Annotated in this window: 19 protein-coding genes; 6 read left to right on the plus strand and 13 right to left on the minus strand. The window is 66.9% G+C overall.

Features of this window, described 5'->3' with window-relative positions; genetic code table 11:
- The first annotated feature begins 112 nt into the window (after nucleotides 1–112).
- Together BLV05_RS04085 and BLV05_RS04090 are read left to right on the plus strand one after the other, a co-directional pair.
- A complete protein-coding gene (locus tag BLV05_RS04085) occupies nucleotides 113–880 on the plus strand; it encodes a GntR family transcriptional regulator (RefSeq protein WP_046766706.1) in 768 nt (255 codons plus the stop codon).
- 53 nt (nucleotides 881–933) lie between these two features.
- Nucleotides 934–1,563: a YdcF family protein gene (locus tag BLV05_RS04090; protein WP_231948732.1), complete on the plus strand. Its 630-nt coding sequence runs from the start codon at nucleotides 934–936 to the stop codon at nucleotides 1,561–1,563.
- Nucleotides 1,564–1,590: 27 nt separating this feature from the next.
- Here BLV05_RS04090 and BLV05_RS04095 read toward each other — a convergent pair whose 3' ends face one another.
- The 11 genes from BLV05_RS04095 to BLV05_RS04135 all read right to left on the minus strand — a co-directional run bounded on the left by BLV05_RS04095 (nucleotide 1,591) and on the right by BLV05_RS04135 (nucleotide 12,423).
- Nucleotides 1,591–3,081, minus strand: coding sequence for a protein kinase domain-containing protein (locus BLV05_RS04095; RefSeq protein WP_082154846.1), 1,491 nt, complete (start codon nucleotides 3,079–3,081; stop codon nucleotides 1,591–1,593).
- A gap of 3 nt (nucleotides 3,082–3,084) precedes the next feature.
- Nucleotides 3,085–3,897, minus strand: a complete 813-nt coding sequence (locus tag BLV05_RS35525; protein ID WP_152690507.1) for an Ntn hydrolase family protein — start codon at nucleotides 3,895–3,897, stop codon at nucleotides 3,085–3,087.
- A 1,624-nt stretch (nucleotides 3,898–5,521) separates the two neighbouring features.
- Nucleotides 5,522–6,331, minus strand: a complete 810-nt coding sequence (locus tag BLV05_RS35530; protein ID WP_152690506.1) for a hypothetical protein — start codon at nucleotides 6,329–6,331, stop codon at nucleotides 5,522–5,524.
- 275 nt (nucleotides 6,332–6,606) lie between these two features.
- Nucleotides 6,607–6,948 (minus strand): helix-turn-helix domain-containing protein, encoded by a 342-nt coding sequence (locus BLV05_RS04105; protein WP_046766358.1) that lies wholly within the window; start codon nucleotides 6,946–6,948, stop codon nucleotides 6,607–6,609.
- Between the two features lie 8 nt (nucleotides 6,949–6,956).
- Nucleotides 6,957–7,307: a type II toxin-antitoxin system RelE/ParE family toxin gene (locus BLV05_RS04110; RefSeq protein ID WP_046766357.1), complete on the minus strand. Its 351-nt coding sequence runs from the start codon at nucleotides 7,305–7,307 to the stop codon at nucleotides 6,957–6,959.
- A gap of 178 nt (nucleotides 7,308–7,485) precedes the next feature.
- Complete coding sequence (locus tag BLV05_RS04115) at nucleotides 7,486–7,791, minus strand: hypothetical protein (protein ID WP_152690505.1); 306 nt, start codon at nucleotides 7,789–7,791, stop codon at nucleotides 7,486–7,488.
- Nucleotides 7,788–8,339 carry a hypothetical protein gene (locus BLV05_RS04120; RefSeq protein WP_046766355.1) on the minus strand — a complete coding sequence of 184 codons (552 nt, stop codon included), beginning with the start codon at nucleotides 8,337–8,339 and terminating at the stop codon, nucleotides 7,788–7,790. Before BLV05_RS04120 ends, BLV05_RS04115 begins: the two co-directional genes overlap by 4 nt.
- 316 nt (nucleotides 8,340–8,655) lie before the next feature.
- On the minus strand, nucleotides 8,656–8,874 hold the full coding sequence (locus BLV05_RS35535; protein WP_152690504.1) for a hypothetical protein: 219 nt from the start codon (nucleotides 8,872–8,874) through the stop codon (nucleotides 8,656–8,658).
- A gap of 11 nt (nucleotides 8,875–8,885) precedes the next feature.
- A complete protein-coding gene (locus BLV05_RS04125; protein ID WP_083421269.1) occupies nucleotides 8,886–10,340 on the minus strand; it encodes an HNH endonuclease in 1,455 nt (484 codons plus the stop codon).
- Nucleotides 10,341–10,664: 324 nt separating this feature from the next.
- Nucleotides 10,665–11,522, minus strand: coding sequence for a glycerophosphodiester phosphodiesterase (locus tag BLV05_RS04130; RefSeq protein WP_046766353.1), 858 nt, complete (start codon nucleotides 11,520–11,522; stop codon nucleotides 10,665–10,667).
- Nucleotides 11,523–11,616: 94 nt separating this feature from the next.
- On the minus strand, nucleotides 11,617–12,423 hold the full coding sequence (locus tag BLV05_RS04135) for an alpha/beta fold hydrolase (RefSeq protein ID WP_046766352.1): 807 nt from the start codon (nucleotides 12,421–12,423) through the stop codon (nucleotides 11,617–11,619).
- Between the two features lie 81 nt (nucleotides 12,424–12,504).
- Here BLV05_RS04135 and BLV05_RS04140 point away from each other — a divergent pair, with 81 nt between their 5' ends.
- From BLV05_RS04140 to BLV05_RS04155, 4 genes are all read left to right on the plus strand, one after another.
- Nucleotides 12,505–12,837, plus strand: coding sequence for a YciI family protein (locus BLV05_RS04140; RefSeq protein WP_046766705.1), 333 nt, complete (start codon nucleotides 12,505–12,507; stop codon nucleotides 12,835–12,837).
- Complete coding sequence (locus BLV05_RS04145) at nucleotides 12,834–14,135, plus strand: RNA polymerase sigma factor (protein WP_063932476.1); 1,302 nt, start codon at nucleotides 12,834–12,836, stop codon at nucleotides 14,133–14,135. The genes BLV05_RS04140 and BLV05_RS04145 overlap by 4 nt, the downstream gene beginning before the upstream one ends.
- Nucleotides 14,136–14,174: 39 nt before the next feature.
- Entirely contained in the window at nucleotides 14,175–14,480 is a 306-nt protein-coding gene (locus BLV05_RS04150; RefSeq protein WP_046766351.1) for a type II toxin-antitoxin system VapB family antitoxin, read from the plus strand.
- A gap of 84 nt (nucleotides 14,481–14,564) precedes the next feature.
- Entirely contained in the window at nucleotides 14,565–15,122 is a 558-nt protein-coding gene (locus BLV05_RS04155) for a LytR C-terminal domain-containing protein (protein WP_052761999.1), read from the plus strand.
- A 28-nt stretch (nucleotides 15,123–15,150) separates the two neighbouring features.
- Here the strand turns inward: BLV05_RS04155 and BLV05_RS04160 are convergent, their stop codons facing one another.
- Nucleotides 15,151–16,065, minus strand: a complete 915-nt coding sequence (locus BLV05_RS04160) for an IS982 family transposase (protein ID WP_157524382.1) — start codon at nucleotides 16,063–16,065, stop codon at nucleotides 15,151–15,153.
- 71 nt (nucleotides 16,066–16,136) lie between these two features.
- A complete protein-coding gene (locus tag BLV05_RS04165) occupies nucleotides 16,137–17,651 on the minus strand; it encodes a potassium/proton antiporter (RefSeq protein WP_046771972.1) in 1,515 nt (504 codons plus the stop codon).
- Nucleotides 17,652–17,741 lie beyond the last annotated feature (90 nt).

A 17,741-nucleotide genomic window follows, 5' to 3' on the forward strand; every position in this document is an offset into this window, starting at 1 on the left:
TACCTCTATAGAACAGTTCGTTGCGACACATGTCAATAGAGCTGGCTCTATAGCCCGACTGTCGTGCAGACGATGAGTAGAGGTACCGTTATCCGCTCAGGAGGTGAACGCCATGGCCACCGGCTACCGCGAGCTGGCCGATGTGCTCCGAGCCGCGATCTTGCGCGGGGACTACCCCGAGGGCTCCACGCTGCCCAAACAAGACGAGCTGGCGACCGAGCACGACGTGAACGTGAAGACGGTACGCAACGCCGTCTCGCTGCTGGCAGCGGAAGGGCTGGTGACTCCGGTCCGGCGACGCGGCACCGTCGTTCGCATCCGGCCGCCGATGCAGCGGCTCGGCGCTGCGCGGTACGCCAAGAGCAAGTGGAAGTTCGGTGACCTCGTCGCCTTCGCCGCCGACCGTGAGGCTTCCGGCCGGCCGTGGAAGTGGACCGACCAGACGCAGACCGTTCAGCAGGTGCCGGCCGACCAGGAGATCGCGTCCGCCCTCTCGGTGCCGGTCGGTTCGACCGTCTACGAGCGCGCCCGGCTCGTGAAGGACGAGGGGACACCGACGCACACCCTCACCAGCTACTACCGCCCCGAGGACGTCGAGGGAACGCCCATCGTCGACCCGACGCCTGGACCCGCTGGCCGGGGAGGCGGGTACGCAGTGCTCACAATGCAGGGCCTGGAGCCGCACGAGATCGCGGAGACCTTCTACGCACGCATGCCCACACCCGACGAGCGCGAGACGCTGGAGCTGCCGGCCGGCGAGCCAGTCATGATTCTTCAGCGAGTCACTACCACCGAGTCTGGCAAGGTGGTCGAGTTCGCCCGCGGCGTGCACTCAGCCTCGCGGTTCTCCTGGAGTTACAAGTTCAAGGTGCCCGACTAGGTGAGCAGCTGACAGCCATGAGCGCTGAACGACCGGGACTCCCCGACGACGTCATGGAGGACGCGCAGATCCTGTGGGACTACCACCAGCTCCACCACGAGTTGCGCACCACCGACGTCGGCATCGGCCTCGGCAGCCATGACCTCGGCGTCGCCGACCACACCGCGGACCTCTACCACCGCGGCATGTTCCCGCTGATCGTGTTCACCGGCGCCAACGCACCGACCACCGTCGATATCTTCCCGGACGGCGAAGCAGTCCACTATGCCCGGCGAGCCGTCGAACTCGGCGTGCCGGCAGACGCGATCCTGGTCGAGCCAAGCGCCACCAACACCGCCGAGAACATCACCTTCACCCGACAGCTGCTCACCGAGCACGGCATCAGACCACAGGCCGTCACTCTCATCAGCCGGCCCTACCAACAGCGCCGCGCCTACGCCACCTGCCGCAAGCAGTGGCCCGAAGTCGACGTCAACTGCTCATCGAAGCCGCAGACCTTCCGCGACTACCTCGACACCATCGCCGACGACAGCCGCGTCATCGACATGCTCGTCGGCGACACCCAACGCATCACCCTCTATGCCGAGCGCGGCTACGCCCTTCCGCAGCCCATACCCGCATCGATCCAGCGCGCGTACGAGCACCTAATTCGCCTAGGATTCGACTCCCGCTTAGTGACCTAGTTACATGCGCCGCAGAGCTTATTCGGCCTACCAGTGATCAAGGTCAAACGGATCAGAGTCCGCATCTACAAATTCCATAAACCGCGTAACCAACCGGCGCCCCACAACGGCGGTCGCTTGCGTGAAGGCCAGGGCCGCGGCCTCAGCGCTAGCGAGCTCCCAGGGGTACGGCCCATCTTCAGCAATCGTCCCCGGGATCAACTCCCGGACCCGAATCGCCTGCTCTCCACGACCATAGATCACAGGCAGTCTCACGAAAGAAACTCGATCGCCATCAACAATAAGATAGATTCCGAGATAGACATGCGAGTCTAGGTGTGATCCAGGCCCACTCCGCCAAGCTATCGCCACAAGAGCGGGCGAATTAGCCGCCAGACTGAACGGCTCAATCTTCCGATCTTGCAAGAAGTCGACGTCACCCGAGTCGATTAGTTGCGACATTGGGGACCCAGCGCTAGAAACGTCGATACCAAGCTCACCGCCACTTGCCTCGCTGAGGCGCATCAAATCGCCGTGCAGGAGCTCATCTAGACTGCGGTGCATCATGGTTCCGATATCATCGACGCGCGCCCGCAGTCTCCTCGTTCGATCCGCTTCGGCACGCCGAGCATCTGCGCTGCGGCGCTCAGCTAAGCGTGAGGCCACGGCCAAAGCTTCGGCAAGGTCCTGTCGATCCTGATGTGCTGGCAGGTCCGAGGCTCCAGAAAGTATTTCGGAAATAGTATCCAGCTCATGCAGAACGACGGCCCAATCGGCGAGCCGAGCGCGAGGATCGGTATCTAACAGCCGCGCGAATAGCTCGTTTAAGCCCACTAACAGGGGCACTCCAGTCACGCTCTCGATCCGATATCGCCGATCAATCTGCGCCTCACGAGCCGGTGGATTCGTGGCCGCGAGAATCGCCCAGGCGAGCTTCGCCCATGCATAGAAGTCAGCAGGTCGCTGATCAATCCCATCAGCGATTCCCGATTCGTTCTCGGGTGCTATGTAAAGCCGTGAACCAATCGCCTCGGCGGTCGCTGTTAACCGAACGCTCTCCTCGATGCTCAGGCAAAGCCCAAAGTCCGCCAAGAGCGGCTTGCGACCGTCAAGTAGAATATTCGATGGCTTTACGTCACGATGCGCGTAGCCTCGCTCGTGCAAGGCACGAAGGGCCGCGGCCACATCGCGGACGAGGTCGATGCCATCTTTTACACCCAGCGCTTCGGCTTCCGGCCCGACGAATTTCTGCAACGAACCCTCCATGTACCACGGCATCACAAACCACGGCCGCTCGATCGCCAGGTCTTGATCGACTATGGGCGGCACAGGCAAGGCGTGATCCGCGAGCCTAGCCATCGTCTCGACTTCACGTCTGAAGCGCTCGCGCCGGGCGGGGTTCTTGAGGCGCTTCAGCGCGTAGCTACGTCCGGCATCCCCACGCCTTGAGACCTCATAGACCCACGCCTGGCCAGACTCGTTCAGCGCACCTCCGGCGACTCTCGGCCAGTGCTTTGGCAGCCCCATGGATACCCCCACGTGTTAGTCCTCTAGTGCGGTCATCTCCCGCACCGAGTAGAATCCCTTCGCGGGATCGAATATAGGTAGGCTGTTCCTCTCTCCTTGCTGCAAGGGTCGGCCAGCGAAGTGCGGAGTTGATACGCCATTGCAACTCCACATCAACTGGAAAAGCTGTGTATTCAAGTGTTTATATACTTTCCCAATCTGAGGGACCCCGCCGATACCTGGATAGCGCTCATCCCCTGTGATCTCGCACAGGATCTCGAATGGCTCCATGTCGATATTATTGCCATCGCGATCACGCTCTCGAAGTAGCAGCCTTGTTCGCCTAATGGCGTCCACGACCGCTTGCTTATTGTCTCCGGAGAAGAAGAATTTCGATTCGTTGGCGCCCAGCAGTCGACGGAAGATGAAGCGTCGATTCCCCGCGTCGAACGCCAGCCTCCACGCCTTGAATTTATCGTCTTGCCAATCATAACCCCCGAGCAAGAAGTAGTTGTCAGGCTTATCTGGGTGGCGCTGACCCACTGGCAAGGAGTGGATGGCGTCATAGGTTTGTTGAAAAACACGCAACGTGTGACCCTTTAACTTGGAAAGCGGAAGGCGGCGACTGGAGCTAAACGGGTAGTTCTCAATAGCCCTCTGCATCTGCATCAAAAGTGGGTACGCCCATTGAGTGTCGCCGGCGAACGCTATCAATGCATCCGATCGGCCAAGTTGAAAGACCTTCTGTGCGTGATCCAACGCCTGACCACCACTCAATCGACTGTCGGAGGCAATCACCAGCTCGTAATGCGAGAGTACGCGTCGCAGATAGACGGTTAGCAGTGTCACAGATGGCTCCTAGAGTTCTGCACCCCTCAGACCGCGTAATCTAGCGCAAATACACCGCCAACGGCTCATCTAGGAATGAACGGTCCCGCGGATGCTTCAGGTCCACGTCGGTGCGCGCGTCCGCCCGCGATCGTCCAGCCCTGCTGAGGCGCTGCCGGCGTCACCCACCAACGGTCCGCCGCAAGCATTGGTCCCCGGTCCGTGGCATCGCATTCATCGCCCGATACCAGAGTCACTGACGCCATTGCCATGCCTTGCCACGACGTCCGCGCCGTGCATTGCCGGACTGAGCTATTGAGGATCAAGCCGCGCGCTGCGCGCGCCGTGCCCGCCCGGCCTCCGGGCCGGGCGTGCGGCCTGGCGGCCGTTCCGGGCCCTGTCAGCCGGCGGGCACGTTTCACGTCCGGCATCAGCTCGCCGAGCTGCTTCGGCAGCCCACGGTTGGGGGACGTCGTCCTCATAGCGGCCATTCTCTGGCCTCCGCTCCACGCCTCAAGGGCGCCTTCGGCGTCACTACGTGATCGCTACGCGACCCTTGACCCACTCCGCTTCAGCCAACGACCGGCTGCTATGAGGACGACGCCTCAGGCTGAGGGCCTTCAGACACTCATACCCCCACGAGAGCCGAGCCTGTCACCAACCTTGCCGTCACCGCGTGCCATTGAGGCTTTCGCTCGCTACGTACTAGTGCTTCTGTCCGAAGTGACCCGTGAGCCTGATCACGTGGTAGTTGAACCTCCACTGGGTCTTCTATCACACCAGAATGCGTGGTCCGGGCCAATGCTGCCGTGAACTGTGCCAGAAAATGAGTCTCCCGGTCGTACAGATCGTCCAGGGCAAGTCCGTGTCGTAGAGCGAGGAACCATAACGAGACGGAGCAGCCGTCGCCGTCTCGATAACGGAATACCCCTGGGGCGAGCCCGGGCTCCTTTGTGGCGGTATCTGGCGCGATCAGATTTGAGTCAGTGCGGGAAACACGATGATATATAAGCTCATCATCTGCAATACTCGGGTGATCCCAGACCCAACCGACTTCATCAGGCTCGTTCATGGAACAAATCTCGCCAGCCGGGATTCATTCGCTCAGTATCTTTATACACCTGCCCTAGCGCAATTTTCAGCTCGCGCCGTGGGAGCGAGGCGAAGCTACCCTCACATGTAACCTCGCCGTCGCTCTGGGCGATACGAACGTAGATGTTCCCGAACGATGGGACGGCGATATAAACAGTTCGGCCATTCGCCCGCCAGAAGAGGACCACATCACCATCGTCGACGCTCATATATGGGTAGATACTAAGAGGCGGCAAGACCAAGCGCGCGACGGCAATGGCTCGATGGGTCGCCCGATCCGCCTCGTGATCCTCGCGAGCGAGTGCTCGGGAGACAAGCCGCATATACCTAAGCGTCTGTTCGATATTGGATGTGTCATCCTTAAAGGGTTCGTCCCACGTGCTAGGCAGCTCTTGCACCTTCTCGTTGGTCGCCGGCCGAGCGTGCCCGTGTACATATGAGTTTCGGAACCGATTTAGCAACTGATCCCGGTCGGGAGGCGCTTCTGTTGGCTGAACCTTGCTTGAAGGAAGCCACTCTTGCTGATTCTCGCATAACTCGTCGTACGCAACACTCATGCCCGCCGCCCCCAGACCTCGTGCATCTTATCCGAACTCGATTTCAGGAACTCTTCAATGATGTAACCGTGTGCGCGCGCCAGTAGCTGCTCAACGGTCACCTCATTGTCGTCACCCCTAAAGCTTCTTGCGATCACCGTAAGCTCAGTACCCCCCTCGGCAAGCGGATCAAGTTCGAGCGCCACGTCATCCGACATCGGCACACGATCCACCTCAATGTCCCGACGGTATCGAATTCCGATGTAGACCGGGTCCGCCAGGGCGGGACTAACGGCCTCATCAATCTGCCACCCTGAAACCAATCCAGTCAGATAGTCCGCCGACGCGATCTGTGGAATCTCGTTGCGATAGTTGAGCTGCACATGCATTACACGAATCTCATTCCCCGATTCGCTTAGCACAGCGCCTAGCTCTTGATACCGCTTAAGAAGTTCCTCTCGCAAGGCTGGAAAGCCCGGGTAGGCCGTGCCTTCATTGCCGGATTCGAAACGCCATAGAACCTCAAGGCGGTCCGCCTGAAAGCTGACCATTCGACCAGATCGCTCATTAGAATACATAAGATATGGAGCGGGCCAGAAAGGACTGTCTTCGTCGTGCTCCGCGTTATAAATGCGTGGTTCAGGTGGAAATTCAAGAACGATTGGATAGTCACCTAAAAGGTTCTGGCCAAACTTCAAGAAGAGAGTGGATGACACTCTCGAAGAAGTAGTAAATCCGACGGTAATGGTCACGTCTCGAATTGGCGGGTCCGAGAACTCGACAGACTCGCCCGACTCGGTGCCCCCCGACACGTCATGCGTCGCCATAACCGGAGCGTACCCAACCATGACGAGGTTGGCTACGACCTAACTGATCTTCGAACCACATCAGAGATCGTGCCCACCGGCCAGGATGACGCACGGCCTAACACAGAAGACGGTGCCATCACCGGCGCACGCCGCGCGTGTTCGCCACGCTCTTGACATGCACTGACACGGCCACGTGCGGAAGTGGTCCTGCTCCCGGGTTCCCACGATGCCGCCTGTGGCCAGTGCAGGGGCCTTGGACCCGCCACCACGACAGCCGCCCATGTGTCAGCTGATTACCTGACGGTGATGCTGTGGCCGGGGAAGTCCGCGACGATGCGGATGCGACCGCCGAGGGCAGCGACGTAGCGACTGATGGTGTCGACCTCGGTGCGGGTGAGGTCGCCCCGCTCGATCTCGCTAACGCGCTTCTGGCTGACGCCCATGTCGCGGGCGACCTCGGTCTGGGTGCGGTGCTGCTCGCGCCGGATCTCGGCCAGGCGGTACGCGGCTTCCTCCGCCTCCAGCTCGGCACGTGCCTGAGCCACCGCGGCCTCGTCAACGTTCAGCTTCGCGCGGGTCTCGGCCCACGTCGGCCAGCGCGCAGTGCTGGTCGTGGTCTCGATCTCCTGAGTCATCTCGCCGCCTACGCCTTTCCCTCGTCGAGCATGGTCAGCCACTCGTCGTATCGATCGTCCGCGAGCGGGACGGACGCCTTGTACCAGCGCTCCCAATCGCCTCGCTTGTCGCCGGCCACCAGGAGGATCGCGGCGCGCCGTGGATCGAACACGAACAAGATCCGTACCGTGCGCGCACGCAGCTCCTTCATGTTGTGGTGCCGGCTGCCTTTGATGCTGTCCACCGTCGGTCGCCCCAGTGCAGGCCCGTCCTCGGTCAATCGATCAATGGCTGCGGTGACGGTCACCGCGGTCGTTCCAGACAGGCCCTCCAACCACTTGGCGACCTCCGGGTGTTCGTGAATCACCCAGGCACCCATTCAATATACCTCACAACTTCTAGTAGGTAGGCGGTATCGCGTCGCGCCCGGCCATCGCCGGGCGACCCATCCGATGGACCCGGTTACGGCGGCCGGCTCGTCACTCGTCCCGGCATCAAGGAAGCCGAAACAACGAGCCGGCCGCCGTCACGGAGCCGCTAGCGATCAGTCACGCCGGTCACGGACTCGTCCCGCCCAGCTCGGTCGCCCGTTCGGCTGCATCGGTCAGCGCGGCCGCGATCTCGGGCACGGACGCGGCGGCGAACAGGTAGCCGGCGGTCGACGCCCAGGGGGTGGTGACCGTTAGCTCAACACCGACCGAGGCCCGCGGCTGGACGCGTTGGGCGATGTTGATGCCGACCAGGCCAGCACCACGCTCCCCGCCTTTCACCGACGCCACGTACCGGCGATGGACGGCGTGCGTGCCGGTCTCGTCGCACCACCGCACCGGACACTCGACATTGCGCCCCGCAGTCGCGCTCACGACCGGCGCTCCAGCTCGGCCGTGAAGAGCTGCCTGACGTCTTCCAGCGACGAGCGCAGCTCGGCCAGATGGTCGGCCAACTCCGGGATGCCGGACAGCCTCTCCGCGTTCTGCTCGACCAGGTCGACGGAGCGTTCCAGCGTCTCCATGTGGACCTCGACAGCGAGCGCCCGGCCCGCACCAGGCGACAGCTTCCCGCGGTAGCCGATCACGAACCCGCCCCACCGGCGATACAGCCGATCCAGGCGTTCGATGATCTGCTCGTCGGTCATACCCGGCAGGTACGCCCGAGCATCGGACAGGATCTTCGGGGTCCAGCCGGCCCGCTGAGCGATGGCGCCGATGCGGTGCATCTCGTCGGCCAGCTGGTACGCCTCGATCGCCGTGATGGCGAACTGTGCGCGCTGCTTGGTGTCCTCCAGCTCGATCTTGATGTCGATCGTCGGGCCTTCCTCGTCGTGGTAGACGACGATCTCCCCGACCTCGTGATGCACGAATGGTGCGCGGGTGATGATCTCCCGCTGCTTCGGCTTCGGTACGGTGACCATGGGTCTCTCCCTGGTGACTTCAGGTTGGGATCAAGTCCCCGGACCGGTGTTGACGCACCGGCCGGGGGCGACTAACTGATGAGGCAGATCCCGCCACCAGGCGGACCACGAGCCCGCCGCTCTGGTCTCAGTTGTGGTCTCATTCGGGTATGTTCAGGCCCGTCCATAGCACAAGAAGGTGCTACCCATCGTCTGCAGGTCGGACGGTTCTGGATACAGACAAATGCCTGGTCACGGGCTTGGAAAGCGTGTTGGGAGCAATCCCTCAGGGGTTCGAATCCCCTATCCTCCGCCATGTGATGAGTCGGGACATCGTTCAGGTCTGAGTCGCGACATCGTTCAGGTCGGGACGGGAGTTCGGCCAGCGGCCGGGCTCCCGTTGTTCGTTCTCCAGTAACAGTGCTAGATGGCCGAGGCTGCGCATATTGGCGCGGCCCGCGTCCAGACACGCCTGCCACCACTGGGTCGGGTCGTCGCTCCAGACCACCACCGCGCCGCTACCTTTCCGGCGGGCCGGGTTGATCACGGCGGCCACCGCTGACAAGTTCAGAAGGGCGGCGTCTCAGCACATGCGGCCGCGGCCGTTTGAAGTGCTGGGGCCCACGGAGTGAGGACGGGTCCGATGACCTCGGGCTCGACCGGGTAGTGGTGGCCGGCCGGGGTGGTCCACCAGGTGGTGCCGGCCGGGTCGGTGACGATCTGGTAGCCGTGCCAGGTCTTGGCGCGGTGGTGGCCGTCGTGCAGGGCCCAGGTGTTGTCGGGGCCGGTGGTGCCGCCCGCCGCGTAGGGGAGCTGGTGGTCGATCTCGGCCTCGGTGGCCGGTCGGTGGCACGTGACGAAGCGGCAGGTCCGGTCGCGGGCGACCACGTGGGCGGCGAGGTCGGCCGGTGGGCTGTAGGTGCTGCGCCCGTACTCGAGCAGGCGGCCTTCGACCGGGTCGGTGAGCAGCCGGCGCAGGGTGGCGTCGGCGGTGATGCGGCGCACGGCGGCGGCGGTGATCGGGCCGTATCCGTCGAGTTCGCCGGGTGCGTCGCCGGCGCCGGTGATGGTGTGGATGGGGACGGTGACGTGCACGGTGGCGGGTCTGCCGCGACGGCGGCCGAGAACGGCCGGCCCGGCAGGCTCGTCCGGGCCGGCGGTGTCGGCTGGCCCTGGTGTGTCGGGTGGTGTCGGCTGGCTCTGGTGTGTCGGGTTGCAGCAGCCGAGGTGGCCGGATTCCAGCGCGGTCCAGGCCAGCCCGGTGAGCAGGTCGAAGCGCAACTGGTCCAGCGTGCGGTCGTCGCCGCTGGTGCGGGCGTGCCGGGCGGCGGCGTCGGTGGCGACCCACAGTGCGGTGACGTCCTCGGCCGGCCCGCACAGGGTGAGGGTGGCCATGCCATCCTCACCACCGGCGCACGCGGGCTCGGGACGGCCGACGTGTCGGTGCTCGGCCGACAACCGGCGGCGGTCCTCCGCCGCGGCGGGGTCGGCGGCGATCACCTCGCGGCGCAGCCGCTGGTCGAGCACCCACCGGGTGCGCGTTTCGGCGTCGGGCAGCACGACCGCCTCGACCCGGCGGCGCAGGATCGGGTCGGGGAGGCAGCGGGTGCGCTCGGCGATCAGCCGCGCCTTGTCCGCGTCGACGCGTCCCGCCTCGAGCGCGGCGAACGTGTCGGGGAGGTCCTCGGCCAGCTCAACGGCCAGCGCGACCCGCCCGGTCGCGCGGCCGGGCGTCCAGCGCAGCGCCAGGGAGATCTCATCGCCGGCCGCCTGGACCGCTCGGTGCGTGTGCCCGGCGCCCAGTTCGTCCGGGGCATCGCAGCGCTGGTACTGCGGCTGAGCGGCCAGCTCGGCGAACACCCGCAACAGCGCCGCCTCCTCGTGGGCGAGCTGACGCTGCCGCGCCTGCGCCACCACGACCAGCTCATGCGCCGACAACGCTGCGAGATCCACACCCGCCAGCGCCACCGACAACTCAGGCCCAGGCGGCAACGCGGCCACACGGTCGATCGGATCGGACACCGCACATCACCTTCTCGTCCACGATGCGGCGCTCCCGCGTGAAGAGCGCATGCCACCCCGTTGACCCGCGTCGGGCTGGGGTGGACGACCGCAAGCACATGGAACGGCTGCGACCGTGGACGAGGTGAGAACACCTGGCGTGATGTCCTGCTTCGATGCCCGGGAACCCCTTGCCGCCGCTCCCGGTGACGGCATGTTGCTGAGAACAAGTGTATCGAACGCGCGCACTAATCACAACCGCTGACCTGCTCAGGCCGGAAGGTCCCGGGCCGGGTCGGGGGCGCTGCGGTCGACCACAGCGCCCCTGACCTCAAGCGGGCCGGATCAGCCGCGGCGAAGGATGTCGCGCAGCACCTGCGGATAGTTGGTGATGACGCCGTCGACCTGCCAGTTGATGGCCCGGCGCATGTCTTGACCGGCGTTGACGGTCCAGACGTGGATCTCCATGCCCTGAGCGTGGACCTGCTCGACCGTGGTCTGGTCGATCACGCCGAGGGCGGGATTGACCTGCTGTGCCCACGTCGCGGCGGCCGCGATGTCGAGCTCGGTCGGCTTGGTGCCGTAGAGCAGGCCGACGGGCACGTCGGCCGCCAGCTCTTTGTACGTACGCAACCACACGTGGTTGAAGGACTGGACGACGACGCGGTCGGCACGCAGGGCACGGTTGAACGCCGGCAGCGAACGCAGTTCCTCGTCGAGATCGGCCTCGATGCCCGGATAGAGCTCCGGAGACTTCGGCTCCAGCAGCATGCCGGCCCGGCTTCCGACGGCGTTGACCCACTCGGCGAGCGTGGGCACCCGTTCGCCGGCGAACTCCGGGGCGAACCACGAACCCGCGTCGAGCTGCTTGATCTCCGCGAGAGTGAAGTCCCGGACGTTCCAGGGTGCGCGGTCCGGGAAGACCTCCTCGACGTCGGTGGTCCGGGCCAGGGTCAGGTCATGCATGATCACCAACACGCCGTCGCGCGTGCGCTGGATGTCGTTCTCGACGACATCCGACTTCTGGGCGATCGACAGCCGGACGGCCGCCAGGGTGTTCTCCGGCGCGACACCCGATGAGCCACGGTGCGCGATCACGTCGACACCCGGATCGGCCGTGCCGGCGGTGGCGGGCACGGTCGCGGCCAGGAGCGGTGCTGTCGCCACGAGGACAACACCGAGCGCGCGCAAGATGCGAGACATGGAGGTCTCCTTCCGATGGGGGTGGATTCCGGACGGAACGCCCGGAATCTCGCTCGACCTTTACGCATCGACCGGAACGTCCGGTGACGGTTGGTCAAAGCTGCTGTGACGCTCCGGCGGCTCCGGTGAGGAACTCGCGAACCACCGCCGCGGTCTCGGCGGCGGAGATGGTGTGATCCGCGCCGCCGTCGACGGTGACGTAGCGGGCGTTGGGGAGCAGGGACGGGAGCGCCTCGGCCGTCCGCCGCAGGACGGGCCAGGTGTCGGCGCCGGCCAGGACCAGCACGGGCAGCTCCACGGCCCGCATCTCCGGCGTCGGGCGGTCGTATGGGCGGCCCGTCACCGTCGCGTCGTAGACGACGGTGTGGGCGATGGCCTCGAGCGCGGGGAAGAACGGCGCCTGCCTGATCCCGGCGACCATCTCGGGCGGCAGGCCGATCCCCTCCAGCTGGAAGGTCGTCACGGCGTCCGCGCGGCGCCCGGCGGTGACCAGGGCGGCGAGCCGCGACGGCAGGTCGGCGGGGCGCCGGTCGGCGTCGTCCAGGGCGAAGGGAACCTCGTACATGACCAGCGACGTCACCGGCAGACCCCACGAGGCGGCCACCAGGCCCAGGTTCGCACCGGACGAGAAGCCGAACACGGCCGCCGAGCCGCCGACGGCCGACAGGACGGCGGCGAGGTCCTCGATCTCGCGATCGACGGCATAGGGCAGGGTGTCGCCGCTGTCGCCGCGGCCGCGCCGGTCGTAGCAGACGACGGTGTGCGACGACGCCAGCGCGGCGGCCACCGGGGCCAGCGTGTGCCGGTCGTTGAAGGCGCCGGACACGAAGACGATCGGCGAGCCGGAGCCGTCCTGGTCGTAGGCGATCGTGGTGCCGTCGGCGGAGGTGGTGGTGAACATGGGTGCTCCTTGAAAGTCGGTATCGACGGGTCGACCCCACGACGAACGGGATGGCGCACGATGGACACCATGAGCCAGCCGATTCGGTACCTTCTGCTGATCAGCGCCGACGAGGACCGTGAGAAAGAGATTGTCGACGACGACGGGCTGCGCAGGTTCCACGAGTGGATGGCCGACCTCGAGCGACGCGGGGTGCTGCGGGCGCACGAGGGCCTGCACCCGAGCCGGACGGCGACGACAGTACGGGTGCGCGACGGCGACGTGCTGCGGACCGACGGTCCGTTCATGGAGACGAAGGACCAGGTCGGCGGCTTCGCACTGATCGAGTGCGCCGGCCTGGACGAAGCGGTCGAGATCGCCGCGGGCCACCCCGCCGCCCGATTCGGGCAGGTCGAGATCCGCCCGGTCCGATGAACGAGGCGGACGTCGGCGCCGCCGTCGCCGAGGCGTTCCGGGACGAGTGGGGCCGCATCGTCGCGACGCTGATCGCCCGGACCGGCGACTGGGATCTGGCCGAGGAGGCCACGGCCGACGCGTTCGCCGCCGCCCTGGAGACCTGGCCGCGCGACGGCGTCCCGGACCGCCCCGGCGCCTGGCTGACCACGACGGCGCGGCACCGCGCGCTGGATCGCCTGCGCCGGGCGAAGGCCGGCAACGCGAAGCTGCGGCTGGTCGCCGCGACGGCGGATGAGCCGTCCGGAGCGAGCGACCAGGGCGGCGAGCCCGACGACGACCGGTTGCGCCTCCTCTACACGTGCTGCCATCCGGCGCTGGCGTTCGAGGCACAGGTCGCGCTCGCGCTGCGCACGCTGACCGGCCTGACGACGACGGAGATCGCCCGGGCGTTCCTGGTGCCCGAGGCGACGATGGCCAAGCGACTGGTCCGAGCGAAGGGCAAGATCCGCGCCGCCGGCATCCCGTACCGCGTGCCGCCACCGGACCGGCTGCCCGAGCGCACGAACGCGGTCCTCGGGGTCGTCTACCTGCTGTTCAACGAGGGCTACGGTGCCACCAGCGGTGACGGCCTGATGCGGCCGGAGCTCACCCGCGAGGCGCTCCGGCTGGCCACGCTGATCACGGAACTGCTGCCGGAACAGCCCGAGCCGCTCGGCCTGCTCGCGCTGCTCCGACTGCACGACGCGCGCGCCGCGACCCGCACGGGCGACGGCGGTGAGCTGGTCCCGCTGGAGGAACAGGACCGCCGCCGCTGGGACCGCGCGGCCGTTACCGGCGCCGTCGAGTTGCTGCGGCGGGCGCTGACGCACGAGCGGCCCGGCCCGTACCAACTGCAGGCGATGATCGCGGCCTGCCACGCGGTCGCCGTCCAACCGGAGGACACCGACTGGCCGCGCATCGTCCGGCTCTACGACCAGCTGCTCGAGCACCAGCCGACGCCGGTGGTGCGGCTGAACCGGGCGGTCGCGGTCGCGATGGCGGACGGTCCGGCCGCGGGTCTCGCGCAGGTCGACGCCGTCGCGGCCGAGCTCGACGGCTACCCGCTGCTGTCCGCCACCCGCGCCGACCTGCTCCGCCGCGCCGGCGACAGCGCCGCGGCCGCGGCTCAATACCGCGCGGCACTCGCGGGAGCCGGCAACGACGGCGAGCGCCGCTACCTCGCCCGGCGGCTGGCCGAGCTGGACCGGACGGCGGCGCCCCCGCCGCACGGCGGCAACGGAGATCATCAGCCACGCTCGGCACCTGGAACGGCATAATGCCTGGCGAAACGGCGCCCGCAGTTTAGACTGCGCTAGGTGATTTTCAAGCGCGTCGGAGACGGCAAGCCCTACCCGGAGCACGATACGGGTCTGCGGGCGTGGGCCGAGCTCCCCCCGCGCCAGATCCGCCTGGACGAGCTGGTCACCACCAAGCGCACGTTGTACCTCGAGGCCCTGCTCGCCGACGACTCCACGTTCTACGGCGACCTCTTCGCCCACGTGGTCGAGTGGCGCGGCGAGCTGTACCTCGAGGACGGTCTGCACCGTGCGCTTCGCGCGGCGCTGCAGCAGCGGCCGGTGATCCACGCCCGCGTCCTCCTGCTCCCGAACACCGAGGCATGACCTGCGGAAACGGGACATTCGCAGCTAGGCTGAACGCATCACACCCCCTGTCCACGCGGCCCCGCCGCCTACCCCGGAGCACGTATGGCGTTCGAGGATGAGCAGCTGACCGAGGAGGAGGCCGCCCGCAGGCATCACTGGCGGCGCATCCGCACCTCGGTGACACTGCTGGTCCTGATCGGCGTGGTCATCGGCGCCGCCTGGTACAGCTGGGCCAACGTCGTCGAGGACGACGAGTCGACCGCCGGGTCGACCGGCCAGCCGTGTGCACCGGGCCAGCCGACGGCGGCGCCCGCGCCGGCCGAGGTGCAGGTGAACGTGTACAACGCCACCGATCGCAGCGGGCTGGCCTCATCCGTTGCCCGGCTGGTCCGCGAGCGCGGCTTCGTCGTGGTCGACGTCGACAACGACCCGCTGGAGCGCTCCGTCACCGGGACGGCCGAGGTGCGGTCGCGGACCGACGACCAGGCCGCCGCCGAGCTCGTCGCGACTCTCGTGCCAGGCGCGGTGTACGTGCCGGACGAGCGCACGGAGGCGACCATCGACCTCGTGCTCGGCGACGCGTTCGAGGCGCTGGCCGACCCGGCGGCGCCGCCCGCGGCCCCGGCGGCTGAGCTGCCGCCCTGCACGGCCGCGCCCTGACACCCCCTAGATGACCTATTCCAAGGGGTCAGTGGTCGTATGCGAGAAGGGATCGTTTGATCGGTTGGCCGGTGCGGTCGTTGTGCCAGATCGCCGCGGTCAGTGCCAGGACGCGTTGCGCGACGCGGACCCAGACCCCGGTCGGGGTGTGCCCGCCGTGTCGTTCCAGGTCCAGTTGGCCCTTGAACGTGTCGTTGATCGACTCGATGACCTGCCGCAACGGTTTGAAGAAGCGGACTCCGGCGCGTGGGCGTTCGCCCTTGCGGGCCGGGCGCAGCAGGTCCAGGCCGGCCTCGGCAAGCGCTGCTTCGAACTGGCGGCCGTAGTAGTTCTTGTCCGCGATCACGACCTGCCCGACGCGGGCGGTGCTCAGGTCGGGATCGGCGCCGAGCATGCCCAGCAGGGTCTGGCGTTCGTCGGCCTTCGCGCCGGTCAGGGCGAACCCGACCGGCAGCCCGTGCAGCGTGCACAGCAGGTGCAGCCGCAGTCCCCAGAAGAACCTGGAATGGGAGGCGCAGTAGCCGTACTCTGCCCACCCGGCCAGGTCCGAACGCTGCACCGTCTCCTTCGACCGGCCGCATTCGACCGGGGTGGAATCGACCACCCAGACGTCATCGGTCCACAAGCTGGTGTCGCGGGCCAGCGCCCCGACCAGCCAGCCGATCGTGTCGGCCAGCCGCCGCAGCCGCTTGTTGTAGCCGGGCTGCTGCGGCAAACACGGGAACAAATGCCGCAGGTGAGCGCGCGCATGACGCAGCCAGCGCGCTTCGGAGGTGAAGCCCAGCAGCGCCTGCATCACCGCCAACGTGACCAGCTCAGCGTCGCTGATCTTCGGTTCGATCCCCACCCGCGGCCGCCACGGCAACCGGTGCGGAGATTCGATCAACAGGTCATCGACCGTCACGTACAGTGCAGTCGCGAGGGTGTCCAGGTCTGTCTTCACAAACCGATCTTGGACACCCTCGCCCATGCCACTGCCTCACGACACGCACCCGACCCCTTGGAACAGGTCATCTAGTCGTCGTCCTCGGGTTCCGGGCGGCCACGCTCGCCGAACCAGCCCGCGAGACGGCCACGGCGGCCGACGGCGCGCAGCCGGGCCTCGGTGGCGCGACGCAGCGCCCTCGGCGCGACGATGAGGATCTCGTCGCCCTGCAGCAGTTTGGTCCGCGGGCCGGGGACCATCGACGTGTCGCCGCGGACGATCAGCGCGATGCCGACCCCGGGCGGCACCCGCAGTTCGGCGACCTCGACGCCGTGCAGCTTCGAGCCGGCCGGCACACGGACGTGGATGAGGTCGGCGTCCAGCCGCTCCAGCGGCGCGGACTCGACGTCGGCGTCGCGGGTCGGGAAGGCCGGCACCATGCCGAGGCGCGCGGCCAGCCACGGCAGCGTCGGCGCCTGGAGCAGCGTGTACAGCACGCTGACGATGAAGACGACGGCGAACAGCCAGTCCGCCCGCTCGACGCCCTCGGCCAGCGGGATCGTCGCGAACACGACGGGCACCGCACCGCGCAGCCCCGCCCAGGAGATGAACACCTTCTCCCGGATCGACATCATGAACGGCGCCGTCGCCGCCCACACCGAGATCGGCCGGGCGACGAACGTCAGCGCCGCCCCAGCGACGACAGCCGTGACGAACGCGCCCGGCATGTCCGACGGCGACGACAGCAGGCCGAGCATGACGAACAGGCCGATCTGCGCCAGCCACGCCAGCCCTTCGACGAACGACCGGGTCGCGGCGCGGTGCGGCAGGTGCGAGTTGCCCAGCACGAGCGCCGCGATGTACACCGCCGCGAACCCGCTCATGTGCGCGAACGCGCCGACGGCGTACGCCAGCACCGTCAGCGTCAGCACGACCAGCGGGTACAGCCCGGACGCCGGCAGCGCCGTGCGCCGCAGGATCGCCGCACCCACCCGCCCCACCAGATAGCCCAGCACAGCGCCACCGACCAGCTCGTACACGACGGTCGCGCCGATCAGCAGGAAGCCGTCGTCGGCAGCGTGACCGCCACTGAGGATCGTCACCAGGACGATGGCCGGCGCGTCGTTGAGGCCGGACTCCGCCTCCAGCGCGCCGGACAGCCGTCGTTTCAGCGGCAGCCGCCGCAGCGTCGAGAACACCGCGGCCGCGTCGGTGGGCGCGAAGATCGCGCCCAGCAGGATCGCCGGCAGCCAGTCCAAGCCGAGCAGGTAGTGCCCGACAACCGCCACGACCGCCGTGCTCACGACCACGCCGACGGTCGCCAGCGACATGCCGATGCCGAACACCGGCCTGACCTCGTCCCAGTGCGTCGTCAGGCCGCCCTCGGCCAGGATGATGACGAGCGCCGCGTAGGCGAACGACCGCGCGAGCTCGGGGTCGGAGAACTGGATGCCGAGACCCGACTCGCCGATCGCCACCCCGATCAGCAGGTACAGCACGAGGCTGGGCAGGCCGAGCTTCACGCTCACCCGGACCGCGATGACGGCGGCGATCAGCACCAGGGCGCCGGCCAGCAGGAACACGTTGAGCGAGTCGACGGTCACGCCGCACCCCCGTCCCCTGTCGGCGAGCCGTGTCGCGTCAGGTCTAGAGCGTAGAGCGCGGTCGGCCTGGTCGCGCGACGAGCAGCCGGA

It is taken from the genome of Jiangella alkaliphila, assembly GCF_900105925.1.
In the GTDB taxonomy this organism is placed as follows: domain Bacteria; phylum Actinomycetota; class Actinomycetes; order Jiangellales; family Jiangellaceae; genus Jiangella; species Jiangella alkaliphila.